Source organism: Streptomyces sp. NPDC048751, from assembly GCF_043198595.1.
Classification (GTDB): Bacteria; Actinomycetota; Actinomycetes; order Streptomycetales; family Streptomycetaceae; genus Streptomyces.
Map to the genome: position 1 here is coordinate 63,304 of NZ_JBICUX010000024.1, position 23,241 is coordinate 86,544.

At 69.9% G+C, this 23,241-nt stretch carries 22 protein-coding genes; 13 read left to right on the top strand and 9 right to left on the bottom strand.

Going from position 1 to position 23,241, the window contains the following annotated elements; all coding sequences use genetic code 11:
* Nucleotides 1-14: 14 nt before the first annotated feature.
* On the bottom strand, nt 15-1,556 hold the full coding sequence (locus ACGFNV_RS43375; RefSeq protein WP_393630807.1) for an ABC transporter substrate-binding protein: 1,542 nt from the start codon (nt 1,554-1,556) through the stop codon (nt 15-17).
* Entirely contained in the window at nt 1,556-3,697 is a 2,142-nt protein-coding gene (locus ACGFNV_RS43380) for a hypothetical protein (protein WP_393630809.1), read from the bottom strand. The genes ACGFNV_RS43375 and ACGFNV_RS43380 overlap by 1 nt, the downstream gene beginning before the upstream one ends.
* Before the next feature lie 770 nt (nt 3,698-4,467).
* Here ACGFNV_RS43380 and ACGFNV_RS43385 point away from each other — a divergent pair.
* From ACGFNV_RS43385 to ACGFNV_RS43395, 3 genes are read left to right on the top strand one after another with little or no spacing between them, the layout of a single operon-like run.
* A complete protein-coding gene (locus ACGFNV_RS43385; RefSeq protein ID WP_393630811.1) occupies nt 4,468-5,718 on the top strand; it encodes a nucleotide sugar dehydrogenase in 1,251 nt (416 codons plus the stop codon).
* A 47-nt stretch (nt 5,719-5,765) separates the two neighbouring features.
* Nucleotides 5,766-5,939: a hypothetical protein gene (locus tag ACGFNV_RS43390; RefSeq protein ID WP_393630813.1), complete on the top strand. Its 174-nt coding sequence runs from the start codon at nt 5,766-5,768 to the stop codon at nt 5,937-5,939.
* Complete coding sequence (locus tag ACGFNV_RS43395; protein ID WP_393630814.1) at nt 5,936-7,336, top strand: glycosyltransferase family 2 protein; 1,401 nt, start codon at nt 5,936-5,938, stop codon at nt 7,334-7,336. Before ACGFNV_RS43390 ends, ACGFNV_RS43395 begins: the two co-directional genes overlap by 4 nt.
* Before the next feature lie 119 nt (nt 7,337-7,455).
* Here ACGFNV_RS43395 and ACGFNV_RS43400 read toward each other — a convergent pair whose 3' ends face one another.
* From ACGFNV_RS43400 to ACGFNV_RS43420, 5 genes are all read right to left on the bottom strand, one after another.
* The gene (locus ACGFNV_RS43400) at nt 7,456-8,439 is read right to left on the bottom strand and encodes an isopenicillin N synthase family dioxygenase (protein ID WP_393630816.1); all 984 of its coding nucleotides are present in this window, start codon (nt 8,437-8,439) and stop codon (nt 7,456-7,458) included.
* The gene (locus ACGFNV_RS43405) at nt 8,432-8,881 is read right to left on the bottom strand and encodes a nucleoside deaminase (RefSeq protein ID WP_393630818.1); all 450 of its coding nucleotides are present in this window, start codon (nt 8,879-8,881) and stop codon (nt 8,432-8,434) included. The genes ACGFNV_RS43400 and ACGFNV_RS43405 overlap by 8 nt, the downstream gene beginning before the upstream one ends.
* Nucleotides 8,882-8,958: 77 nt before the next feature.
* Nucleotides 8,959-10,071 (bottom strand): helix-turn-helix transcriptional regulator, encoded by a 1,113-nt coding sequence (locus ACGFNV_RS43410; protein ID WP_393630819.1) that lies wholly within the window; start codon nt 10,069-10,071, stop codon nt 8,959-8,961.
* Nucleotides 10,072-10,429: 358 nt separating this feature from the next.
* Nucleotides 10,430-10,660, bottom strand: coding sequence for a hypothetical protein (locus ACGFNV_RS43415; RefSeq protein ID WP_037674504.1), 231 nt, complete (start codon nt 10,658-10,660; stop codon nt 10,430-10,432).
* Nucleotides 10,661-11,090: 430 nt separating this feature from the next.
* Nucleotides 11,091-11,501, bottom strand: a complete 411-nt coding sequence (locus tag ACGFNV_RS43420) for a PLD nuclease N-terminal domain-containing protein (RefSeq protein WP_393630822.1) — start codon at nt 11,499-11,501, stop codon at nt 11,091-11,093.
* A gap of 88 nt (nt 11,502-11,589) precedes the next feature.
* Here ACGFNV_RS43420 and ACGFNV_RS43425 point away from each other — a divergent pair, with 88 nt between their 5' ends.
* The 9 genes from ACGFNV_RS43425 (at nt 11,590) to ACGFNV_RS43465 (ending at nt 18,752) form a co-directional block, all read left to right on the top strand.
* Complete coding sequence (locus ACGFNV_RS43425) at nt 11,590-13,047, top strand: menaquinone biosynthesis decarboxylase (protein WP_393630823.1); 1,458 nt, start codon at nt 11,590-11,592, stop codon at nt 13,045-13,047.
* On the top strand, nt 13,044-13,946 hold the full coding sequence (gene mqnP / locus ACGFNV_RS43430; protein WP_393630825.1) for a menaquinone biosynthesis prenyltransferase MqnP: 903 nt from the start codon (nt 13,044-13,046) through the stop codon (nt 13,944-13,946). Before ACGFNV_RS43425 ends, mqnP begins: the two co-directional genes overlap by 4 nt.
* A 65-nt stretch (nt 13,947-14,011) precedes the next feature.
* The gene (locus ACGFNV_RS43435; protein ID WP_393630827.1) at nt 14,012-14,692 is read left to right on the top strand and encodes a UbiX family flavin prenyltransferase; all 681 of its coding nucleotides are present in this window, start codon (nt 14,012-14,014) and stop codon (nt 14,690-14,692) included.
* Between the two features lie 75 nt (nt 14,693-14,767).
* The gene (locus ACGFNV_RS43440) at nt 14,768-15,223 is read left to right on the top strand and encodes an Lrp/AsnC family transcriptional regulator (RefSeq protein ID WP_133933125.1); all 456 of its coding nucleotides are present in this window, start codon (nt 14,768-14,770) and stop codon (nt 15,221-15,223) included.
* 38 nt (nt 15,224-15,261) lie between these two features.
* Nucleotides 15,262-16,425 carry an aminofutalosine synthase MqnE gene (gene mqnE / locus ACGFNV_RS43445; RefSeq protein WP_393630829.1) on the top strand — a complete coding sequence of 388 codons (1,164 nt, stop codon included), beginning with the start codon at nt 15,262-15,264 and terminating at the stop codon, nt 16,423-16,425.
* Nucleotides 16,426-16,457: 32 nt separating this feature from the next.
* Complete coding sequence (locus ACGFNV_RS43450) at nt 16,458-17,102, top strand: UdgX family uracil-DNA binding protein (protein WP_393630830.1); 645 nt, start codon at nt 16,458-16,460, stop codon at nt 17,100-17,102.
* A gap of 25 nt (nt 17,103-17,127) precedes the next feature.
* Complete coding sequence (locus ACGFNV_RS43455) at nt 17,128-17,652, top strand: GNAT family N-acetyltransferase (protein ID WP_393630832.1); 525 nt, start codon at nt 17,128-17,130, stop codon at nt 17,650-17,652.
* 89 nt (nt 17,653-17,741) lie between these two features.
* A complete protein-coding gene (locus tag ACGFNV_RS43460) occupies nt 17,742-18,053 on the top strand; it encodes a DUF4229 domain-containing protein (protein ID WP_393630833.1) in 312 nt (103 codons plus the stop codon).
* A 36-nt stretch (nt 18,054-18,089) separates the two neighbouring features.
* A complete protein-coding gene (locus tag ACGFNV_RS43465; protein ID WP_393630834.1) occupies nt 18,090-18,752 on the top strand; it encodes a TetR/AcrR family transcriptional regulator in 663 nt (220 codons plus the stop codon).
* An 8-nt stretch (nt 18,753-18,760) separates the two neighbouring features.
* Here ACGFNV_RS43465 and ACGFNV_RS43470 read toward each other — a convergent pair whose 3' ends face one another.
* Together ACGFNV_RS43470 and ACGFNV_RS43475 are read right to left on the bottom strand one after the other, a co-directional pair.
* Nucleotides 18,761-19,597: a MaoC family dehydratase gene (locus ACGFNV_RS43470; protein WP_393630835.1), complete on the bottom strand. Its 837-nt coding sequence runs from the start codon at nt 19,595-19,597 to the stop codon at nt 18,761-18,763.
* Nucleotides 19,597-20,910, bottom strand: a complete 1,314-nt coding sequence (locus ACGFNV_RS43475) for a 3-oxoacyl-ACP reductase (protein WP_393630836.1) — start codon at nt 20,908-20,910, stop codon at nt 19,597-19,599. Before ACGFNV_RS43475 ends, ACGFNV_RS43470 begins: the two co-directional genes overlap by 1 nt.
* Nucleotides 20,911-21,223: 313 nt before the next feature.
* Between ACGFNV_RS43475 and ACGFNV_RS43480 the strand changes: the two genes are divergently transcribed.
* Nucleotides 21,224-23,140, top strand: a complete 1,917-nt coding sequence (locus ACGFNV_RS43480; protein WP_393630837.1) for an AMP-dependent synthetase/ligase — start codon at nt 21,224-21,226, stop codon at nt 23,138-23,140.
* Nucleotides 23,141-23,241: the final 101 nt, after the last annotated feature.

Below are 23,241 nucleotides of genomic sequence, written 5' to 3' on the forward strand. Positions count from 1 at the left end.
CGGCGCGGGACCCGTCAGGACGGCGGCAGGCACTCCTTCGCCGGGGGCCTGCCCTCCGGCCAGGCGATGCGGACGAAGCGGGAGCCGCCCTCGGCGGTTAGTTCGACGACCGGGACGGCCTTGTCGTACGGATTGCCGTGCACGTCCAGGCAGATCCAGCCGCTCACGCCGTTCACCCGCAGTGAGCCCTTGACCTGCGGCCACTGCAGGCCGACGTCCGCGAGCGGCGCGACCACCTTGCCGTCGGGGGTGGCCTCGCGGATGCCGTGGACCGCGAGCATCGTGGCGTCGTACCCGATGATCAGCTGCCCGTCGTCCAGACCGACCGCGCCGAGCGGCCCGACCGGCTCACGCTCGGCACGCGCCAGCAGCGCGGTCAGGGCCCGCGTGTCCGTCGCCGAGCCGCCGGTCCTCGCCCTGTCCTTCAGCCAGGCGTCCGGATGTGCGAGAGAGGTGTAGCGGACGGAGAGGTTGCGCTTGAGGGCACCGCGGTCCAGGTCCTTCTCATGGGTCAGGTACGAACCCTCGTCCCCCGTGAGCAGCGTGAACCTCCGCTCCTGGCAGCCACGCTGCCCCAGCGCGTTGATGAACTGCCGCAACTGGGTGTGCCGGCCCGCGAACAGGATCGTGTCGGTCTCCGGGGACGTGTCGCACACCAGGTGGGTGATCTGCCGGAACGTGTTCGCCGTCGTCCCCTCCTGACTGCGGTCGTCCGGCGGCGTGAACGGCTGCGGCTCGTACGGCGAGCCCTCGATCAGCTTCGCGAACGACGTCTGCAGCGTCCGCGTGTACGGGTCGCCCGGCTTGTCGTACACGAGCAGTGCCCTGCCCGCCGACACCTTCGCGAAGGAGGCGAGCGCGCGGGCCTGGTCGGTGTTGGTGGGGGAGACCCGGGCGAGCCCGGGGAACGGGTCCGTGCCCCGGTGGCCGTTGGCGAGGTCGTCGGCGGTGATGGAGCTGCCGACCACCGGGATCCCGCGCCGGGTCAGCTCCCGCACGGCCGCCTTGTTGTTGTCGGTGCTCATGCCGACCCCCACGACCGCGCGCAGCCGGTCGGCGCCCTTCGCCATCCGCTCCAGCTGGTCCACCGTGTGCTGCCAGTGCTCGCCGGTCGCCCCCGGATTGGCGAGCACCAGCCGGATCGCCGGTGCCTGCCCGTTGGAGTCGTGGTTGGCCTGCCACTGCGCGAGATACGCGCCCTGCGCCTCGTGCAGGATGTCGCTCACCGTGGACGGGTTGGTCGCGGTGTACGGCAGCATCACCGCGACCGTCACATAACTGCCGGGCCGGAGCCGGTCGTTCTCCCGGCCGATCGCCCGCACCACGTCCCGCAGGCGGCCCTGCCCGAAGTCGTACGCCCCCGTCGCGACGCCCACGCACTCGGTGCCGCCCTCCGGCCGTTCCACCCCGGCGCCGCACGAGCGGTCCTCCCGGGCGAGCGCCCTGACGCCGAAGAACCCGCCCGCCACCAGCGCGGCCGCCACGAGCAACGCGGCATAGCGGTAGAGGCGGATCTGCCACACGTCGCGCAGCCACCGCACAGCACGGCTTCCCATCACGCCTCCCCGTCCCGGTCGTCGGACTCGTCCTCATCCGGCGTGCGCAACGGCCGCCCGGCGCGGGCGTCCCGCGGCCAGGTCCGTGACGCCGTGAACAGCAGTGCCCCGCCCGCGGGCCGCAGGTCGGACAGTTGCAGCAGCTCGAACCGCAGCCGGTCGCACACCTTCGGATCGGGCGGCACCAGCGGGTCGGCCACCTGCCAGACGGCGTGCAGCAGTCGCCGTATCCGCAGGTGGAAGAGGGCGTCGACGCCGGCCGGTGGTTGTTGGCCGGCGTCCGTGCGCCCCAGTGCGATCGCCGCCCGCCGGTCGTCGTGGCCGGCGAAGTCCCGGCCCTCGGCGTCGTGCGCGTGGAAGTAGGGCGCCGAGGCGAGGAAGCGCAGGGTGTCCAGCCAGGTGCGGGTGTCCACGCCGTGGAAGGTGTCGCGCAGATGGGCCACCGCGCCCGCCGTGTCGCCCAGGGCGAGCTCGTGGTGGAGGCGGTAGCGGGCACGGGCCGACCCGCCGTCGCCGTCCTCCCCGTCGTCCGTGTAGTGCCGGATCAGCGTCTCGTGCACCTCGCGCCACTTGGCGTGGTCCGCGTTGCGGTGGTGCAGCCGGAGCAGCAGCAGGGCGCGCACGAAGGGGTCGCCCACGAAGTGGCCCGGCTCGGCGGGCAGCCCCTCCGCGGCGAGCCGCACCCGCAGCGACCGTACGCCCGAGGAGCCGAAGTCGTCCGGGAGTTGGGCGGTGGCCAGCGCGACCGCCGAGTCGTGGTCGTGGGCCGCGGCCAGCACCGTCAGCTCGTCGAGCCGGTCGGCCGGGACCAGCCGGTCCAGCAGTTCGCCGTAGGCGGGACGGCCCTCGTCCTGGTCCTCCTCCACCGTGATCCGCGCGGTGAGCAGCCTGCCCAGGGAGGCGGCCCGGCCCGGGTACTGCTTCGCGGCGGTCGCGACCAGCACGATGCCGAGCGGGTTGCCGCCGGTCAGCCGGTGGATCGCGTGGGGGAGCTGCGGCGGCACCTCGACGTCGTCGCACACCGCGCCCACGATGTGCAGGGTGTCGTCCGGCGACAGCGGCGGCAGCGGTACCAGCAGCGCTCGCGAGGACGGCGAGGCGCCCGGCTCCCACTCCGTGGTCCGCGCCACCGCGGGCAGCTCCCGCCGTACGGCGTCCCGCAGGACCGCGAGTTCCGTGCCGCGTACGGTCGCGATGAACACCACCTGGTCCGCGCCCCCCTCGGACCGGTCCCGCAGCACCGCGTCCAGCAGCCCGGGACCCGGCCCGCCCCGCACGTTGTCCAGCAGCACCAGCGGCCGGCCCAGCCGCGTGAGGTGCGAGCCCAGGCCCGTGTACCCCTCGGCCAGGTCGGCGAGCAGCGCCCGCACCAGCCACCGCTCGGCGTGTTCCCGCGAGGTGCCGCCGGCCCGGAAGTTCCCGGCGAGCAGCAGCAGACCGCGCTTGGCGTTGCCGCCCGCGTTCGGATACGTGCGGTACCAGGTGGACGGCCGCTGCTCCCGGCGCCCGGTGACGCCCTCGGACAGCGCCTCCAGGGTGGCCTCGACGGTCGCCGCGACGAACGGGCCGCCTCCGCTCGCGGCGGCGATCACCTTCGCGGCGACCTTCGCCGCCCACCGCCCGGCCATGCCGAAGCGCGAACCCCGCTCGTTCAGCAGCAGGATCCGCACCAGCTCACGCCGGATGCGATCGGAGTCCGTACGACCGCTCCAGTCGCTCGCCCGCACCGCCACCAGGCCCGCCGTCAGCCGAGGGAACGTGAGCTGCCCGGCCGCCTTCACCGGCTCGGTCAACTGCTCGGCGATCACCAGCAGCGCCTGCCACACCGGCGACCAGGACTCGGGGCTCTCCTCGTGCGGAGGCTCGGCGAACTGCTCGTCCTCGCAGTCGATCAGCGCGACCGGCGTGCGCTTGCGCGTCTCCCCCTTGCGGGTCCGCTCCGTGTACGCGTCCCACAGCTCGGCCAGCACCGCGCTCTTGCCGAGGCCCCGGCCGCCCGCGAGCACCAGCAGCGGTAACTCGCGGGGATGGTCGACCTTCGCGGCGAGGTGTTCGTACGGGCGCAGCCCGACCAGCCTGGGGACCAGCCCCGGCGGCTCACCGTCGAACAGCGCTCCCCGCCCGTGTAACGGTCTGTGCACCGCACCTCCCCCTGGAACGGCCTACAACGTCAGGGTAAGGAGCGGGAGTTGATTCGCACTAGATCGCGTGATGTCCGTTGGGTCACGAATTTTCCGATCTTGTGCTTCTCGGTGAGCATGTCAGTGTACGGGCTTTGGGAATGCAACGGTTGCCAGTAGCAAAACCGCGTGCACCTCTTCTGGGTACTGTCGAGCTTTCCGGGACCCGCCGATACCCCTGGTCGCCCGTCGCGGCCTTGTCGGACGAAGATTTCCGTGAAAGTTGTGAAGATTGTTTTCGGCCGTGAGGGCGCACCTCCGGAGAGTGCCGTCGAGGACTGTCGCTGAACCGCCGCCCTCCGGTTCGCGCTCGCTCGGGTGCCGAAGGGGCACCCAAGTCATGGCCAAAGCTCGGATGCTGATGGCTCAACAGGCCGAATGGTTGATCGTTGCGAGATAAGTCACAGATCTTGAATCGGTCTCAGGGCTTCCACTTTTCGCCAGTCTGTTGAACTCTTGACAGTGTGAATGAGGGGGAGTTGTGAAGATCGATGTGCGCGTCTTGCGCACGTTCAGGCAGGGGGCCTGAACCGGTCGTCGAGCCGGCGGTGAATTAGCGGGACGTCTGCTGCAACCCGACGGGGGGTGGCAGCAAAGGTTCGGGCCCGTACCGCAAACCCATGCAGCACCCGACGCCGCGGTGGCCTGCTTCAAACAAGCCACCGCACTTCAGGGGCGCCGTTTACCGGTCCGCGCAGTTCGCGGGCCGTCTCAGGTTGAGGGGAACCACCATGCACGTCAGCGTTCTCGGGCAGGGCTATGTCGGCCTGCCCTTGGCTCTTCGGGCCGCCGAGGCAGGGCACAGCGTCACCGGTTACGAACCGGACCAGAAGCGCTGTGAGAGTCTGGCCGCCGGCTCGTCCTACATCGAGGACATTTCCTCCGCCCGGCTTGAGCAGGCGCTCAGGGCAGGCTCCTATCAGCCCAGCAGTGATCCGGACGATCTGAAGGGCTTCGATCTTGCGGTCATAACCGTTCCGACGCCGTTGACCGATCGTGTCCCGGATCTGAGCTTCGTGCGCGACGCGGGCCGAGTGCTGGCCGAGAGGCTGGAGCCGGGCGCCACCGTGGTGCTGGAGTCCACCACACATCCCGGCACCACCCGTGACGTGCTCATTCCGTTGCTCGAGGAAGGATCTGGCTTGAAGGCCGGTCGCGACTTCCATGTCGGGTTCAGTCCGGAGCGCATCGATCCGGGCAACGCAGCCTGGAAGTTGGAGAACACCCCCAAGATCGTCGCTGGCCTCACCGGCACGTGTCTGGAGCGGGTCAAGGCCTTCTACGACTCTCTTGTCGAGGTGACCGTGCCGGCTTCTGGCCTCGAAGAGGCCGAGCTGGCCAAGGTGTTCGAGAACACCTTCCGCCACGTCAACATCGCCCTGGTCAACGAACTGGCCAAACTCGGGCACCTGCTCAACATCGACGTCGGCAACGCGCTGGACTGCGCCGCGACCAAGCCGTTCGGGTTCATGCGATTCACGCCCGGCCCCGGCGTCGGAGGCCACTGCCTGCCCATCGATCCGGTCTATCTCTCCCATCATGTGCGCCAGCACCTCGGAGAAACGTTTCGCTTCGTGGAGCTGGCCCAGGAAGTGAATGAGCGCCAGCCTGCTTACGTTGTCGAACGACTGCAGAGCTCTCTGAACAAGCGCTCGAAGTGCCTCAAGGACGCCCGCATCATCGTCCTCGGTCTGGCCTACAAGCCGGGGACCGCCGACACCCGCGAGTCGCCCGCCCGTCAGGTGGTTGAACTCCTGGCACGTAAGGACGCAGCCTGCACGATCGTCGACCCTCATGTCACCGGTGAGGTCGGCATGCGTCACCTCACTGAGGTCACGCCCGACGAACTAGCTGCTGCAGACGCCGTGTTGGTGCTCACCGATCACCCGGAGTTCGACTTCGACCGTGTCCGAGCCCATGCCAACTTCGTCCTCGACACGCGGCGGGCCGTCGCAGCCGCTCCGCACGTCGAGTACCTGTGACCTGCGCTTTCCAAGCCAATCTCATAGATCGCCTGCAAGGGGACATCATGTCTGAGAACTCGCAGCTTGCCCGTACCGGCTCTGCCGCCGGTGCCATCGTCGTCGGCGGAACGGTCATCACAGGCTGGTGGCTGCTGGGTATAGCCGCCGCCATCGTCTGCATGGGTGCTGTACTGATTCGCGTCGGCTTCCGCCCCAATCGCTCTGCCGGACAGTTGTGATCAAGCCCCGTACGCTTACGGCACATCCGCACCACTCCGGTGCCGTACTGGCCGGAGCCGTCGCCCTCAGCGCCGCCGCAGCCTGGGCGGCTCAGCACGCCATCGCCGCCACTCACTATGGCGATGCTGCGCGTGGCCGACTGGGCGCGGTGTGGGGCATCACCTTCGTACTGCTGATGGCGCAGACGGTGATGTACCACTTCGACCGGCCCTACAAGGCAAACACCCGGATCCGCCGTCGGCTCTCCGAGCTGCATGTCGCAGTGCTCGTCCCTGCTTACAACGAAGACGAGGGCTATCTCCGCATGGGCCTGCAATCCCTGCTGGACCAAACACGGTGTCCCGACAGTGTCCACGTCGTCGACGACGGCTCCACGAACACCGATTACGCCTCCGTGAAGCAGTGGTGGCTCGGTGCAGCGGACACCGCTGGGATACGCACGACCTGGAAGCGCGTCCCCAACGGTGGCAAGCGGCACGCCCAAGGCCACGGCGTCCTCGCGAGTCCCGAGGCAGACGTGTACGTCACCCTCGACAGCGACAGCTGCCTGGCACCCAACGCCCTCGAAGAGGTACTGCTTCCGTTCGGTAATCCTTCGGTGCAGAGCGTCGCCGGCATCGTCCTGGCAACCAACCATCGAGCCAACTTCCTGGCCCGCATCACTGATCTGTGGCTGCTGACGGGACAACTCGTCGACCGTTCAGCTCTCTCTACCGTCGGCGCCGTCCTGGTGAACTCCGGGCCGCTCGCCGCCTACCGTGCTCCGGTCATTCGCGACAACCTCGCCGCCTACCTCGGCGAAACCTTCCGTGGCCGACCGGTCACGCTGTCGGACGACAGCCTGCTCACTCTCTACGCGCTGTTGCGCGGTAAGACTGTGCAGCAGCCCACCGCTGTCGTCTTCTCCGCCATGCCGGAAAAGTTCGGCCATCTGTGCCGGATGTACCTACGGTGGATGCGCGGATCGACCATTCGCTCGCTGTGGCGTATGCGCTACCTACCCCTGAACAGCATCGCCTACTGGATCCACTTCTTGCGGTGGTTCCAGGTCATCCTGTCGACAACCGTGCTGGGATGGCTCCTGCTGGTGGAACCGTTCAAGTACCACAACGGGCCAAGCGCATCATTCCTGCTGCTGCCCTTCCTCATCGGCTGGGCCCAAGGGCTGCGCTACCTGAGCATCGTCCGCTCCGATGAACGCATTCGCTCAAGAGTCGTCACCTGGCTGCTGATGCCCTGCGCCGTCGTCTTCGCCTGGACGGTACTACGAGTCATGCGCTGGTACGGAGCGATCACCTGCGCGAACACTGGTTGGGGCACACGCCAGGCCGGTGCCGAGGTCTCTCTCGCCGCGAAGCTGTCGCACGCTCCTGCAGAGGCCGGTTCCTCCGGATGACGGTGGGCCGCCCGGAGGCTCCTCCGGGCGGCAGGCACTCAACGTCAAGTCGCCATGATCGGGATGGGGTCTGAGCGTAAGCCGTTGCAGGAGGGCGGGCGGGAGTTGATTCGCACTTGTCAGTCGACCGTGATCGAATCCAGCTTCTCCCGCAGGTAGACATGTGAGTCGACCGGCGGATACGCCACCCGTCCCACTGGAGCCGGGACCGACTCCACCAGCGTGCCCGGAGTGCACTCCCCGAAGTACACCAGGGACATCAGCTCCTCGGCGGGCGCGTCGGCCGGCGGGGGCAGGACCCGGTGCCGCCCCGAGCGCCACCGGTCACCGGTCCAACGGGCCATCAGGTCACCGATGTTGATGGTGAACGCCGCCGGGTCGCGGGGCGCGTCCTCCCAGCCGCCGTCGTCCGTGTAAACCTGCAAGCCGCCCTTGCCGGCCTGCCGGTCGAGGATGGTCACGGTGCCGAAGTCGGTGTGGGGGCCGATGCGGAACTGGCCCGGCTGGGGTTCGCCGATGACGTCGGTCCCGGGGTACCAGTTGATGTTGAAGCCGTACGTGGGGTGGTCCATGTGCCGGGTGAAGAAGTCGGGTTCGAGCCCGAGGGCCTCCCCGAGCAGGGCGAGGAGGTGGTTCTCCAGCTCGCCCATCCTCGCCAGGTACTCCTCGCACAGCACCTGGAGTTCGGGGACCTCGGTGGGCCACACGTTGGGGGCGTACCACTCCGCGTTGACGACGGGGTCGTCGAACGGCTCGTGCGTGGCGAAGGTGAGCGACTCCTTCAGGTCCGGCGGGGTCTCGGTCCCCTCGGAGTAGCCGTTGGCCTCCGCGCCGGGCCCGAGCCAGCCGCGGCCGCCGACCTGCGCCGCGTAGGTCTCCTTGACCGAGGCCGGGAGGGTGAAGAAGGAGCGGGCGGCCGTCCGGATGGCCGTACGGAGCGCCGGGTCCACACCGTGCCCGGTGACCAGCAGGAACCCGGCGGTCTGGAGCGCCTCGTCGACGGTGCGGGCGGTGCGGGCCCGTGTCTCCGGCTCCCCGTCCAGCCAGGGCCGCAGGTCGACGGTCGGGATGCGCGGGGTCCGTGGGGAGAGGGGCTCACTCACCGATGTCCTCATTCCAGAGAGCCGGGTTCCTGTCGATGAAGTCGCGCATCATCGCGACGCACTCCGGGTCGTCGAGCAGCACGATCTCCACGCCGTGCTCCGCCAGCCAGTCGTGCCCGCCGTGGAAGGTGACGGCCTCGCCGATCACCACCCGGGAGATCCCGAACTGGCGGACCAGGCCGCTGCAGTACCAGCAGGGCGAGAGGGTCGTCACCATCGTCGTACCCCGGTACGACCGCTGCCGCCCCGCCGCACGGAAAGCGGCCGTCTCGGCGTGCATGGAGGGGTCGTCGTCCTGGACGCGGCGGTTGTGGCCGCGGCCCAGCACGGTGCCGTCGGCGCCGTAGAGCGCGCCGCCGATCGGGATGCCGCCCTCGGCCAGGCCCCTGCGGGCCTCCTCGACGGCGGTGGCGAGCCAGGCGCGTGCCTGTGACTGGTCCATACGCCCACTCTGCGCTCCGTGTCGCCCGGAGAGGAAGATTTCCGGCGGACGCGAACCCGGAGGGGTGAGACGCGGGGTCAGCCGCTCTCCCGGGCCGACCGTCCCGCCCGCTGCATGAGGATCGTCGGGCGCTGGCGCTGCTCCCAGTAGTGGCTCAGGTTGGGAGCCGGCACCCGCGGATACAGGCGGCCGTAGCGGGCGTAGTTGTTGCGGACCGTGATCAGACCGTTCTCGGTGGGGGTGGCGTACGTCTGGTCGCCGCGCAGCAGGACGGTGGCGTACTGGCGGATCTGGAGGACCGTGAGGTCCTCCGGGGAGGCGTAGCGCGAGGTGCTGGCGTACGCGATGCCGCTGAGCCCGGCGTTGGCCAGCGCGACCATCAGGCGCCACTGCCGGACGTTCATCGCCTCCGACAGGAACCTGCTGAGGTTCTTCGCGGCGGCCGGGGCCGCGCCGTCGATCAGGGTCTCCAGATGGGTGCGGCGGTTGCGGGCGCGGGTGGCGGCGGAGGTGGTCTGTGCGAAGTCCTCGTCGACCTTCATGCGCGCGTGTTCGCGCAACAGCTCGCGGAGGGCGTCGAGTTCGGCGTTCACGAGACGGCAGGCGACCCTCGCGGGGCGTTGCAGGAGTGGAGCGATCTGCTGGAGGAGGGGGTCCGCCACGTCGATCACGGCCGGGCTGTGCTTGTGGTGGGCCCGCTCGAAGACGACCCGCAGCCGTTCGGCCAGTTCGTCCTGGCGGGCGACCGCGGCGGGGTGGCGCCACAGCGCGCGGTCGATGACGGCGGGGCTCACGCCGAAGGCACGGGCGAGGTTCATCCGGACCGTGCCGTCGTCCCGTACGGGCAGCAGGGCGTGCCGTTCGATGTTGGCGTAGCCGCTGCGGCTGATGCCGACCAGGGCGGCCGCCTCGGCCGCGGTCAGGCCGCTCTGGCAGCGCAGGCCGTGGATGTCGGCGAGGGCGCGCTTGGTGCGCAGTTCCCTGGCCGGGATGTCGAACAGGGCGCTGATCTGCGCGATGCGCTTGGGGTCCGGCTTGGAGGTGTTGTTCTCGTAGGCGAGGACGCGGCTCTTGGAGGTGCCGAGGCGTTGCGCGACGGCTTCGGCGCTGAGGAGCCGGCCGTCGACCGGGCGGGTCAGGCGTGCGGTGCGCAGGGCCTCACCGTCGAAGTTCGCCGTGCCACGAGCCACTGACGCGCACTCCTCTCGTCAGATCTTCAACTACCGCTGCGGGCGTCACGGTACCGTTCAGGCCACCGTTCGCGTAGCCGAATTCGTCCCGGGGGGTGGGTTGGTCGCTTTTGGTAGGTCGACCCCCGTGCCACGGTACCGTTCAGGACCACTTCGGGTTACAAAAGTCCGGCGCACGCGCGAGGATGAGTCCGCTGACGGGGGCGGCTTTCTCGGGGGATCTACAGTGGGCTGCCCTCGGAGCGCGCTGCTCCACGACGACTTGCCGAACCGACCGTGAGCCCGTGTCCTGGCGGGAACCTGAGCACGGGCCCACGTACCGGCTATTCGGTAACTGACGGCGGATGAGGTCCCAACCTCATCCGCCGTTGTCGTACAGGTCGAGCATCAGCCGGACGAGCCAGTACAGGCACTCTCCGACCACGCGTACCCGACTGCTGCGCGGCGCGTTACCGCAGTCCGGCTCCGGGATGCCGCGCGGGGAAGCGGCGCTGTCCCGCTCCGCGGTGTCCGGGACCGGTGGGTCCGGGTCCCGCGGTTCTGGGGGTACGGCGTCGTCCCGGTCGCTTGGCTGGTCAGAGCTAGCCACGGACCTGCTCCTCTCTGTAGGTGGCCGGGCCTGATGAACCCGATCGGCGCCCACGGGCACCGGCACAGAGAAGAGCTAGGGAGGAGACTACCGGGTGTCGGGGCCGGAACTCGTGTCACTCATGTGGGTCAACTGGGCTGCTGTGCAAGGCCGGAGGCCTCGCTGTGCGGGGGCGTGGCCGGTGTTCGAATAGATGAGTCGACATTCGTGTGCGCCCTCGTGCCCGGACCTTGCATGTGAAGGAGGTGTTCGAGTAACTCCCTTGCGAATGAAGGGAGTTGTTACCGTTCAGTAGACCGAAAAAAGTTGTGCAACTTCCTCGGGGAAACAGCCCTTGTCCGGTCGCGCAGCGTGTCCGATGTATCATCTCCGGCTCATTCGGAGCGACTTCGGCGAGACTTCGGCGCGACTTCGGCGCGGCTTGGAGGCGTCAGCTGTCCTTCGGGTCCTCGCCGTTCTCCTTGCGGCGCAGCTCCTCCTCGCGGCGGCGGAGGTCGGCCTCCCAGTCCTTCAGGAGGGACTCGTCCTTCGCGCTTGAGGAAGACGCAGCCTCTTCCTTGAGCGACTTCAGGAACTCGGGGTTGTCGTCGGGCGCGACGAACCGGGTGCGCTGGTTGCGGTGCCACTCGGAGGGCGTGGAGCCTCCCGCCGGGGTCGTACGGACCTTGCCCGCCACGAGCCACGCGATCGGACCGACCAGCACCTCGCCGAAGAGCAGGATGATGATCACCCAGATCACCTTCGGCAGACCCCGCACCTGCTCCTCGGGGGTGTTCAGGCAGTCGATGAAGGCGTAGATCCACAGCGCCAGGACCAGCAGGAAGGGCAGATACCGGAGCATGGTGGGCGTTCCCCCAGGAGACGGTGACGGGGGCGTGGAACAGCCCCGGTGACGGGGTCAGGGTAGCCGGTGGCAGATACTTGTTCCCATGGCTTACGACGATCTTCGTTCCCTGCTCAGGGCACTGGAACGCGAAGGCGACCTCAAGCGCGTCAAGGCGGAGGTCGATCCGTATCTGGAGGTCGGGGAGATCGTCGACCGGGTGCAGAAGTCCGGCGGTCCCGCGCTGCTCTTCGAGAACGTGAAGGGCTCCGACATGCCCCTCGCGATGAACGTCTTCGGCACCGACCGCCGCCTGCTCAAGGCGCTGGGTCTGAAGTCCTACGGCGAGATCTCCGAGAAGATCGGCGGTCTGCTGCGTCCCGAGCTGCCCCACGGGTTCGTCGGCGTGCGCGAGGCGTTCGGCAAGCTCGGCGCGATGACCCACGTACCGCCGAAGAAGGTGAAGTCCGGGGACGCGCCCGTGCAGGAGGTCGTCCTGCGCGGCGACGACGTCGACCTCGACCGGCTCCCGGCCCTGTTCACCTGGCCCAAGGACGGCGGCTCCTTCTTCAACCTGGGCCTGACCCACACCAAGGACCCCGAGAGCGGCATCCGCAACCTCGGCCTGTACCGCCTCCAGCGCCACGACAAGCGCACCATCGGCATGCACTGGCAGATCCACAAGGACAGCCGCAACCACTACCAGGTCGCGGCGCGCCGGGGCGAGCGCCTCCCGGTCGCCATCGCCTTCGGCTGCCCGCCCGCCGTCACCTACGCCTCCACGGCACCGCTCCCCGGTGACATCGACGAGTACCTCTTCGCCGGGTTCATCGCCGGCAAGCGGATCGAGATGGTCGACTGCAAGACCGTCCCGCTCCAGGTGCCGGCGCAGGCGGAGGTCGTCATCGAGGGCTGGCTGGAGCCCGGCGAGATGCTGCCCGAGGGCCCCTTCGGCGACCACACCGGCTTCTACACCCCGCAGGAACCTTTCCCGGCGCTGACCATCGACTGCGTGACGATGCGGAAGCGGCCGCTGCTCCAGTCGATCGTGGTCGGCCGGCCCCCGACGGAGGACGGCCCGCTCGGCCGCGCGACGGAGCGCTTCTTCCTCCCGCTCCTGAAGATCATCATCCCGGACATCGTGGACTACCACCTGCCCGAGTCCGGCGGCTTCCACAACTGCGCGATCGTCTCGATCGACAAGAAGTACCCCAAGCACGCCCAGAAGACGATGCACGCGATCTGGGGCGCCCACATGATGTCCCTGACCAAGCTGATCGTGGTCGTCGACTCCGACTGCGACGTCCACGACCTCCACGAGGTCGCCTGGCGCGCCCTCGGCAACACCGACTACGCCCGCGACCTCACCGTCGTCGAGGGTCCCGTCGACCACCTCGACCACGCGTCCTACCAGCAGTTCTGGGGCGGCAAGGCGGGCATCGACGCGACGAGGAAGTGGCCCGAGGAGGGGTACACGCGGGACGGGGGGTGGCCGGACATGGTGGAGTCCGACCCGGAGACGGCGGCGAAGGTCGACCGCCGGTGGAAGGAGTACGGGCTGTGACCAGCGCGTCTGCCGCTCTCCCGCAACCGGGACGCACCAAGGCGTTCCTGCGCCTGGTGATGATCGAGCACTCCGTCTTCGCCCTGCCCTTCGCCTACATCGCCGCGCTCACCGCGATGTTCCAGTGGGACAGGAACATCCACTGGGGCCGGCTGCTGCTGGTGACGGTCTGCATGGTGGGCCTGCGCACCTTCGCGATGGCGGTCAACCGGATCATCGACCGGGAGATCGACGCCCGTAACCCCCGCACGGCGCACCGCGAACTGGTGACCGGCGCGGTGTCGGTGAAGCACGCCTGGACCGGCGCGCTGATCGCCGTCGTGGTCTTCCTGGGCTCGGCGGCCCTGCTCAACCCGCTCTGCCTGGCCCTCGCCCCCGTCGCCGTGATCCCGATGGTGGTGTACCCGTACGGGAAACGCTTCACGAACTTCCCCCAGGCCATCCTCGGCCTCGCCCAGGCGATGGGCCCGGTGGGCGGCTGGCTGGCGATCTCCGGCGAGTGGTCCTGGGACGCGGTGATCCTCGGCCTCGCGGTCGGCGTCTGGATCGGCGGCTTCGACCTCATCTACGCCTGCCAGGACGTCGAGACCGACCGCGAGATCGGCGTCATGTCGGTCCCGGCCCGCTTCGGCATCCCCGTGGCGGTCTGGGGAGCCCGCGTCTGCCACGCCGTGACGACGGCCCTGTTCGTCTGGTACGCCCTCGCCACCGACGCGGGCGGCTTCTTCTGGCTGGGCCTGCTGATCGTCGCGGGCGCCTTCGTCTACGAGCACTCGATCGTGCGGCCGCACGACCTGTCCCGCGTGAACCGGGCGTTCTTCTCCGTCAACGGCTTCATCGGCATTGCCCTGTTCGTGTGCGCGCTGCTTGATCTCTTGGTCCGGGGTCTGACCGTGTGACCGCGGTCCGCGTCAGGCGTCCGGCCGGTCCTGAACACCTCCCGCCCCACGGGTACGCTCAAGGTGTGAACGCAGGAGAAACGCAGCGTGTGCCTTGGATCGTGGGGGTGTCCGGAGCGTCTGGGACGCCATACGCCGCCGCCGTGCTGCGTGCGCTTCTGGACGCGGGCGAGAGTGTCGACCTTGTCGTCAGCCGGGCCTCCCGGCTGACCCTGCTGGACGAGACGGGGGTCTCCTTCCGGGACGCCCACTGGCAGGACGACCTGCGGGAATGGCTGGCCCGGGGGGCCGACGGCAAGCCCGGCACGTTCGACGTCGACGTCGACCGCGTACGGCACTGGAGCGCCGGGGACCTCGCCGCCGGGCCGTCCTCGGGGTCGTACGCCGTGAAGGGCATGCTGATCGTGCCCGCCTCCACGGCATGCGTCGCCGGAGTCGCCCTCGGCCTCTCCAAGGACCTGCTGCAGCGCGCCGCGAGCGTGACCCTCAAGGAGCGGCGCCCGCTGGTCGTGGCCGTGCGGGAGACCCCGCTGAACGGGCAGACCCTCAGGCATCTGGTGACACTGGACGACGCGGGCGCGAGCGTCGTGCCGGCCTCGCCCGCCTTCTACGCGGGCGCCACCCACATCCAGGACCTGGTGGACTTCGTGGCCGGCCGGGTCCTCGACGCGGCGGGCGTCCCGCACGACCTGTACCGCCGCTGGACGGGCGAGCTGGGCGGCGGCAACGCAACCCGTCCGACGTGAGTGCCGTCTGAGTAAGTCGCAGCACCTCTCATCACCCAAGAACTTTCAAGAACTTCAGCGGAAGGCTTCGATCGCATGGACGCGGTGGACAGGCAGCTCATCCAGGCCCTGAGGGAGAACGGCCGGGCCTCCTACGCGGAGCTGGGACGCCTCGTCGGTCTGTCGGGACCCAGCGTCACCGACCGCATCAACCGGCTGGAGGCGGCCGGTGTCATCACCGGCTACCGCGCCACCGTCAACGCCGCCTCGCTGGGCCTCGGCGTCATCGCCCTGATCGGCATCTCGCTCTCCGACGCCGCCGACCACGAGGACGTCGCGGCCCGTCTGAAGGACCTCAGCGAGATCGAGGACTGCTGGTTCATCGCCGGCGACGACTCGTTCATGCTCAAGGTGCGGGCGACCGACGTGGACGGCCTGGAGAAGATCATCCGGCGGCTGTCCGGGACCAAGGGCGTCTCCAGGACCCGTACGACGATCGTGCTCTCCACGAAGTGGGAGAACCGGGTCGGGGAGCTTCCCGAAGAGGTCTAGGGATACCGTTGGTCGGGCTGTCGTAGAAAGGTGTTGGCATGGACGTCGGGCTCAAGCGCGAGCTGGAGGAGAAGGTCCGCTCCGGTGAGCGGCTGTCCCGTGAGGACGGCATCGCGCTCTACGAGTCGGACGACCTGGCGTGGCTCGGCGGCCTCGCGCACGAGGTGCGGACGCGGAAGAACGGCGACGTCGTCCACTTCAACGTCAACCGCCACCTCAACATGACGAACGTGTGCACGGCGTCCTGCGCCTACTGCTCGTTCCAGCGCAAGCCGGGCGAGAAGGACGCGTACACGATGCGCATCGAGGAGGCCGTCAAGCTCGCCAAGGCGATGGAGTCGGAGAACCTCACCGAACTGCACATCGTCAACGGCCTCCACCCGAACCTGCCGTGGCGCTACTACCCGCGCTCGCTGCGGGAGCTGAAGGCCGCCCTCCCGCACGTGTCCCTGAAGGCGTTCACGGCCACGGAGATCCACCACTTCGAGACCATCTCGGGCCTGTCCGCGTCGGAGATCCTCGACGAGCTGATCGACGCGGGCCTGGAGTCCCTCACCGGCGGTGGCGCGGAGATCTTCGACTGGGAGGTCCGCCAGCACATCGTCGACCACCGCACCCACTGGGAGGACTGGTCGCGCATCCACCGGCTGGCGCACGAGAAGGGTCTGAAGACCCCGAGCACCATGCTCTACGGCCACATCGAGGAGCCCCGCCACCGCGTCGACCACGTCCTGCGCCTGCGTGAGCTCCAGGACGAGACCGGCGGCTTCCAGGTCTTCATCCCGCTGCGCTACCAGCACGACTTCGTCGACATGAAGGACGGCAAGGTCCGCAACCGCCTCCAGGCCCGCACGCAGATGGCGACCGGCGCCGAGGCCCTGAAGACCTTCGCGGTCTCCCGCCTGCTCTTCGACAACGTCCCGCACGTCAAGGTCTTCTGGGTCATGCACGGCGTCCAGACCGCCCAGCTCGCCCTCCAGCACGGCGCCGACGACATGGACGGCTCGGTGGTCGAGTACAAGATCACCCACGACGCCGACAACTACGGCACGCCGAACAAGCTGACCCGCGAGGACCTGCTGGACCTCATCCGGGACGCGGGCTTCCGCCCGGTGGAGCGCAACACGCGCTACGAGATCATCAAGGAGTACGAGGGCCCGGACCCGGCGCGCAGGGAGAGCCCGCAGCCGATGCGGGTGTGACGTCGGCCGCGTCTGCTGGGTACTCGGGCTCCGTGACCACCACACCCGAGGACGCCTACACCGCCGAGCCCTTCGTTCCCGAGCACGGCGGACTGACGGCCCTGCGCGAGGCGGCGGCCGACTGCCGTGGTTGCCCCCTGCACAGGGACGCCACCCAGACGGTCTTCGGCGCCGGCGCCGCACACGCGCGTGTGATGCTCGTGGGCGAACAGCCCGGTGACCAGGAGGACCGTCAGGGCAAGCCGTTCGTCGGCCCGGCAGGGAAACTGCTCGACCGGGCGCTGGCGGAGGCCGGCATCGACCCGGGCGAGGCCTACGTGACCAACGCGGTGAAGCACTTCAAGTTCACCCGGGCAGAACCCCGCAAGCGCCGCATCCACAAGGCGCCTAGTCTGCGCGAGATGACCGCCTGCGGTCCCTGGCTGGCCGCCGAGCTGGCCGTCGTGGAGCCGGGGCTGATCGTGGTGCTCGGGGCGACGGCGGGGAAGGCGCTGCTGGGGTCGTCGTTCCGGGTCACGCAGGTGCGGGGGACGGTGCTGGAGGAGGAGATCCACGGTCGGCGGGAGCGGCTGGTGCCGACCGTGCACCCGTCGTCGGTGCTGCGGTCGGACGACCGGGAGGCGGCGTACCAGGGGCTGGTGTCGGACCTGAAAGTGGCGGCGCGGGCACTGTCGTGAGGTCCGTAAGGGATAGCATGCCCGCATGCCCCTTACCTTCACCTTGGATCCGGCCGTCACCCCCGCCCTGCGGGACGGACTGCTGGACCTCTGGACCGACGTCAGCAACGCCGACGGGGCCGTCGGATTCGTACCGCCGGTCACGCGTGAGCAGATACGCCCGGAGCTGGTGAAGCACTTCGCCGCGATGAGCGAGGGCCGGGCCCGGCTGCTCGTCGGGCACGACGAGCGGGGGCAGGTGGCGGCGACGGCGTTCCTGACCTTCAACACGCACCGGCTGATGACCCACTGGCTGTGGCTGTACACGGTGATGGTGCACCCGCGGCACCAGGGCCAGGGGTACGGCCGCGACCTGCTGGCCGCCGCCGCGGACGCGGCCCGCACCCTCGACGGCATCGAGGCGATACGCCTCACCTGCCGGGGCGGACTCGGCCTGGAGCGCTTCTACGCGTCCTGCGGGTACAAGGAGGTCGGCCGTATCCCCGGCGCGATCCGCGTCGCTCCCGACGACGACCGCGACGACGTCATCATGCTGCTGCCGCTGCACTGAGCCCCCCACCACCCCCCTGCAAGATCGGAAGCCCGCCGTGCTTCACTGGACGGTGCCCCTTTGTGCCAGAAACGGAAGAGTGGATTGAGATGCTCCGCTACACGCTGATGCGCCTCGGGATTTTCGTGGGCTGCTTCGTGGTCGTCTGGGGCCTCGTCTACTCCGGTGTCGTCCCGCGTGGCCTCGGCCAGTCCAACGGCATGTGGGTCGTCCTGCTGTCGCTGGTGATCTCCGCCCCGATCAGCTTCGTCGTGCTGCGCAAGGAGCGCGACCGCGCGTCGCTCCAGGTCGTGCAGAAGGTGGACCGCGTCAAGGCGAACCTGGAGGCGAACCGCAGCCAGGAGGACGTGGCCGACGACAGCGCCCGCGCCCAGGGCCAGGCGCAGGGCCACGCCTCGTAGGGGTTCACCCGCCGCGGCCCCAACTAGGCTTCCCCCATGGGTGCCGTGAAGAGTGCCGTGAAGAGCAAGCGGATGCCGCGTGCCGTCCGTGAGCAGCAGATGCTGGACGCCGCCGTGCGGACCTTCGGGCAGCGGGGCTACATGGCCGCCTCGATGGACGACATCGCCGAACTCGCGGGTGTGTCCAAGCCGTTGGTGTACCTGTACCTGAACTCCAAGGAAGACCTCTTCACGGCCTGCATCCGGCGTGAGGCGAAGGCCCTCACCGAGGCGGTCCGGGCCGGTGTCCACCCCGAGCTGCCCGCCGACCGTCAGCTCTGGGACGGCCTGCTGGCGTTCTTCACGCACACCGCGCACCACCCGGACGCCTGGTCGGTACTGCACCTCCAGGCCCGCACCCACGGCGAGCCGTTCGCCGCCGAGGTCGCCGCGATGCGCGAGGAGATCGTCGCCTTCGTGACCCAGCTGATCGCGGTCGCGGCCCGGGAGGCGCACCGGGACCCCGACCTGAAGGAGCGCGAGGTCGCCGGTCTCGCCGAGGCGCTGGTGGGCGCCGCCGAGTCGCTCGCGGCCTGGGCCAACGCCACGGAGGGCGTCACGGCCCGGCAGACGGCGACGACGCTGATGAACTTCGCGTGGGCGGGCCTGGGCAGCCTGATGGCGGGACGGCCCTGGACACCTCCGTCGGCACCGGCGTAGCCGGCCGCTCACGCCGGCGGCTGAACGCTCCCGGCCACGTGCACCTTCTCCCCGCCCCTCAGCTCGAACCGTCCCCCGTCCGCCGCGTACTCCACCGTCCCCGGCAGCAGCACCGGCGCCCGGAACTCCGCCCGCACCCGGGCGGCCCGCGGGGTGCCGTGGACGGCGAGGCAGCGGGCGACGGTCCACATGCCGTGGGCGATGGCCCGGGGGAAGCCGAAGAGGCGGGCGGTGAGCGGGTACAGGTGGATGGGGTTGCGGTCGCCGGACGCGGCCCCGTAGCGCCGCCCGACGTCGGCGCCGAGCCGCCACTCGGCGACCTGCGGAAGCGGCTTCCACTCCCTGACGGGCACCTCGGCGGGGGTGCGCCCGTCCGTGCGGTGCCGTGCCAGGTACGTGCTCCGCGACTCCCACACCACGTCCGCCCCGGTCCGCAGCTCGGTGACGACGGCGGCCTCCGTGCCGCGCCGGTGCGGCGCCAGCCCCTCCAGGTGGACGGTGAGGTCGTAGGAGGCCGTCGCCGCGAGGGCGGTGTGCCGGGTGATGTCGATGGACGTGTGGACCAGGCCGAGCAGGGGGAGCGGGAAGTCCCGGCCGCTCATCAGGCTCATCGCCAGCGGGAAGCCGAGGACGTGCGGATAGGTGATCGGCAGGGCGTCCTCGCCGGTGGCGAAGCCGCACACCCGCTCGTAGGCGGCCAGGCGCGCGAGATCGACGCGCACGCCGGGCAGGACGAGCGGAGTGCGCGGGAAGTCGGCGTCCGGGTGGGGGTGCTTGAAGGGGGACAGGAGGGCACCGCGGGCGAGCAGCGGGGCGAGGGCGGGGGAGCGGGTGAGGAGGGTCATCAGGCCCCCAGCAGGCTCTGCCCGCAGACCCGTACGACCTGTCCGTTGACCGCGCCCGACGCCGGATGCGCGAGCCAGGCGGTCGTCTCGGCGACGTCGACCGGCAGCCCGCCCTGCGCGAGGGAGTTCATACGGCGGCCGGCCTCACGGATGAACAGGGGGACCGCCGCGGTCATCCGGGTCTCGATGAAGCCGGGCGCGACCGCGTTCACGGTCACCCCGCGCTCGGCGAGGGCGCGGGGCGCGAGGGAGCGGACCAGGCCGACGACGCCCGCCTTGCTCGCGCCGTAGTTGGTCTGCCCCGCGTTGCCCGCGATCCCGGCGATGGAGGCGGTGGCGACGATCCGCCCGCCGGGGCGCAGGACGCCCTGGGAGAGCAGCGCGTCCGTGGTCCGCAGCACGCTCGCCAGGTTGACGTCGAGCACGGAACTCCACCGGTCCCCGGGCATGTTGACCAGCCGTCGGTCACGGGTGATGCCCGCGTTGTGGACCAGCACGTCCAGCCCGTCGGTGAGGGCGGCCGCGAGGCGTTCGCCCGCGTCGGCGGCGGTGATGTCGAGGGCGAGGGCGGTGCCGCCGAGCCGTTCGGCGACGCGCCGGGCGTCCTCCTCGGCCCGCGGTACGTCGAGTACGACGACCCGGGCACCGTCCCTGGCCAGCGTCTCGGCGACCGCCTCGCCGATGCCTCGGGCGGCGCCGGTGACGAGCGCGGTGCGGCCGGCGAGGGGGCGGTCCCAGCCGTCGGGGGCGGTGACCGCGCCGCCGTTCACGGTGCTTTCCACGCCGACGACCTGACCGCTGACGTAGGCGGAGCGGGGGGAGAGCAGGAAGCGCAGGGTGGACTCGGCGGCGGCCGCGTCGGTCAGTCGTAGCAGGTTCACGGTTCTGCCCCGGCCGATCTCCTTGCCGAGGGAGCGCGTGAAGCCCTCCAACGCCTGCTGGACGGCGGCCTGGTGGTGGTCCTCGGGGTCGAGCGGCGCGCCGAGCAGCACGACCCGCCCGCTCGTGGCGACCGACCGTACGACGGGGTGCAGGAGGGCGTGCACCTCGGCGAGCGTGTCCACGTCCCGGACACCGGTGGCGTCGAGGACGACGGCGGCGGGCCGGTGCTCTCCGGCCGTGAGGCCCGTACGGGCCAGGACGGGGGCGAGGTCGAGGTCGGACTTCCCGGCGGTCAGGTGCAGCAAGTCACCCGCGAGTGAGGGCTGTTCGGCCGTCCAGCGTCTGAGCGGCGCCGGCTGTGGAAGGCCGAGCCGCCGGGTCAGGAAGCGGCCGGGCGCGGTGCCGGTGAAGCTCAGATAGCGGTCGGCCATGTCGATCTCCCCAGGGCTCGGTGCTCGGGCGCGCTCCATTTACTTACTCAGGAGTCAGGTTACCCTGGGTAAGTCTAGGTCAGGGCGGCTTGGGGTGTACGTGAGGGTCACTCACATAACCCCCGAGGTTGCACAGGCCTGGCCCCGGATCATCGCCGTATCCGCACAAACGGACCACAGCAGACCCGTACGATCCCCTTCCTAACCGTCGGTAACTCCTTCCTGTCGCCACCGTCGGTGAACGCCTCGCCACTTGGGGCACGTACGTATTTGCAGCAAGCAGTTCATCGCTGCACGCCCAGGGAGCCGCCCCGTGTCCACGCCGTACTCCACCACCGCCAGCTACGACGACGCTCCCCCCACCCTCGTCGCCCCCGAGACCCGCCGACTCGACGGAGTCGTTCGCGAGGCCTCGATGCCCCCGTTCGCCCTGCCCGTCACCCACGGCTCGCTCGCCGACCTGCCCTTCGACAACGCGGCCGCCGCCCCCGACGCGGTCGTCATCAGCCGCAAGACCCAGGACGACACCTGGGTGGACGTCACGGCCGCCGAGTTCGCCGCACAGGTGCACGCGGTCGCCAAGGGCCTGATCGCCGAGGGCCTGGTGCCGGGCGACCGCGTCGCCATCATGGCGCGGACGCGATACGAGTGGACGCTCCTCGACTTCGCCGCGTGGGCCGCAGGCCTGGTGACCGTCCCCGTGTACCCGACCTCCTCCGTCTTCCAGACCCGCTGGATCCTCCAGGACTCCGGCGCGGTCGCCCTGGTCACCGAGACCGTCGGCCAGGCCGCCGCCATCGGCCCCGAGCGTGACCGGCTGCCCGACCTCCAGCACATGTGGGTCATCGAGAAGGGCCACCTGGACCGACTGATGGAGACGGGCGCGCATCTGCCGGACCAGGAAGTCGCCGTACGGCGCGGCATGCTGGTCCCGGACACCCTCGCCACCCTCATCTACACCTCCGGCACCACCGGCCGCCCCAAGGGCTGCGTCCTCACCCACGGCAATTTCTTCGCCGAGATCGACAACGCGATCGAACTCCTCTACCCGATCTTCAAGGCGCGGTCGAACGACGAGGTGTCGGTGCTGTTGTTCCTGCCGATGTCCCACGTGTTCGGCAGGATGGTGGCGATCGCCTGCATACGCGCACGAGTGAGACTGGGCCACGCCCCCAGCCTGAAGGCGGAGGATCTCCTCCCCGACCTCGCCGCCTTCCGCCCGACCTGTCTCCTGGCCATCCCGTACATGCTGGAGAAGATCTACAACACCGCCCGCGCCCGCGCGGAGTCCGGCGGCCGCCTCTCCTCCTTCGACCGCGCGGTGTCGGTCGCCCGCCGCTACGGCGAAGCGGTCGAGGCCCAGAAGACGGGCACCGGCTCCGGCCCCTCCACGGCCCTGAGAGCCGCCCGCACCTTCTACGACCCGCTGGTCTACCGCCGCATCCGCAACGCCATGGGCGGGCGCGTCCGCCACGCCATCTGTGGAGGCTCCCCGTTGGGCCGCCGCCTCTCCGCGTTCTACCTCGGGGCGGGCATCGAGATCTACGAGGGGTACGGCCTGACGGAGGTGACGGGGGCGTCGACGGTGACACCTCCGCTGAAACCGCGCCTGGGCACGGTGGGCTGGCCGCTTCCCGGGACGCGTGTCCGCATCGCGGCGGACGGTGAGATCCTCCTCGGCGGCGACCACGTCCTGCGCGGCTACTGGGACCCGGCGGCGGGCGGAGTGGTCCCCGCGGCCCCCGACGGCTGGCTCCCGACGGGCGACATCGGCGAACTGGACGACGAGGGCTACCTCACGATCACCGGCCGCAAGAAGGAAATGCTCATAACGGCAGGCGGCAAGAGCGTGGCCCCCGCCCCCCTGGAGAACTGGCTGCGCTCCCACCCCCTGATCTCCCAGTGCATCGTCCTGGGAGACGGCCGCCCCTACGTCTCCGCGCTGATCACCCTCGACCCCGACGGCATCACCCACTGGCGCCAGATGAACGGCAAGCATCCGGTCCCGGCCGAACTCCTCATCGGCGACGAGGACCTCAACGCGGTCCTGCAACGCGCGGTGGACGAGGCCAACAAGCTGGTCTCCCGCCCCGAGTCCATCCGCCGCTTCGCCGTCCTCCCCGTCGACTTCACGGAGAGCACCGGCCACCTGACCCCGTCGATGAAGCTGCGCCGCGAGGCGATCATGCGGGACTTCGCGGCGCAGGTGGAGGGGCTGTACGAGAAGTAGGGGGTACTAGGGCCTGTCGTTTGGATCAGGCCGGCCGTAAGGCTCGGTGCCTTGCAGCCGACCCGAGCGGGGTCTGGTGCGTGCAGCTGCAAGGCGGAGGA

Excerpts from the sequence above, each read along its gene's own strand:
- ACGFNV_RS43375 (WP_393630807.1), bottom strand. The coding sequence starts at position 1,556 with ATGGGAAGCCGTGCTGTGCGGTGGCTGCGCGACGTGTGGCAGATCCGC.
- ACGFNV_RS43385 (WP_393630811.1), top strand. The coding sequence starts at position 4,468 with ATGCACGTCAGCGTTCTCGGGCAGGGCTATGTCGGCCTGCCCTTGGCT.
- ACGFNV_RS43390 (WP_393630813.1), top strand. The coding sequence starts at position 5,766 with ATGTCTGAGAACTCGCAGCTTGCCCGTACCGGCTCTGCCGCCGGTGCC.
- ACGFNV_RS43405 (WP_393630818.1), bottom strand. The coding sequence starts at position 8,881 with ATGGACCAGTCACAGGCACGCGCCTGGCTCGCCACCGCCGTCGAGGAG.
- ACGFNV_RS43420 (WP_393630822.1), bottom strand. The coding sequence starts at position 11,501 with ATGCTCCGGTATCTGCCCTTCCTGCTGGTCCTGGCGCTGTGGATCTAC.
- ACGFNV_RS43425 (WP_393630823.1), top strand. The coding sequence starts at position 11,590 with ATGGCTTACGACGATCTTCGTTCCCTGCTCAGGGCACTGGAACGCGAA.
- ACGFNV_RS43440 (WP_133933125.1), top strand. The coding sequence starts at position 14,768 with ATGGACGCGGTGGACAGGCAGCTCATCCAGGCCCTGAGGGAGAACGGC.
- mqnE (WP_393630829.1), top strand. The coding sequence starts at position 15,262 with ATGGACGTCGGGCTCAAGCGCGAGCTGGAGGAGAAGGTCCGCTCCGGT.
- ACGFNV_RS43455 (WP_393630832.1), top strand. The coding sequence starts at position 17,128 with ATGCCCCTTACCTTCACCTTGGATCCGGCCGTCACCCCCGCCCTGCGG.
- ACGFNV_RS43460 (WP_393630833.1), top strand. The coding sequence starts at position 17,742 with ATGCTCCGCTACACGCTGATGCGCCTCGGGATTTTCGTGGGCTGCTTC.
- ACGFNV_RS43465 (WP_393630834.1), top strand. The coding sequence starts at position 18,090 with ATGGGTGCCGTGAAGAGTGCCGTGAAGAGCAAGCGGATGCCGCGTGCC.
- ACGFNV_RS43470 (WP_393630835.1), bottom strand. The coding sequence starts at position 19,597 with ATGACCCTCCTCACCCGCTCCCCCGCCCTCGCCCCGCTGCTCGCCCGC.
- ACGFNV_RS43475 (WP_393630836.1), bottom strand. The coding sequence starts at position 20,910 with ATGGCCGACCGCTATCTGAGCTTCACCGGCACCGCGCCCGGCCGCTTC.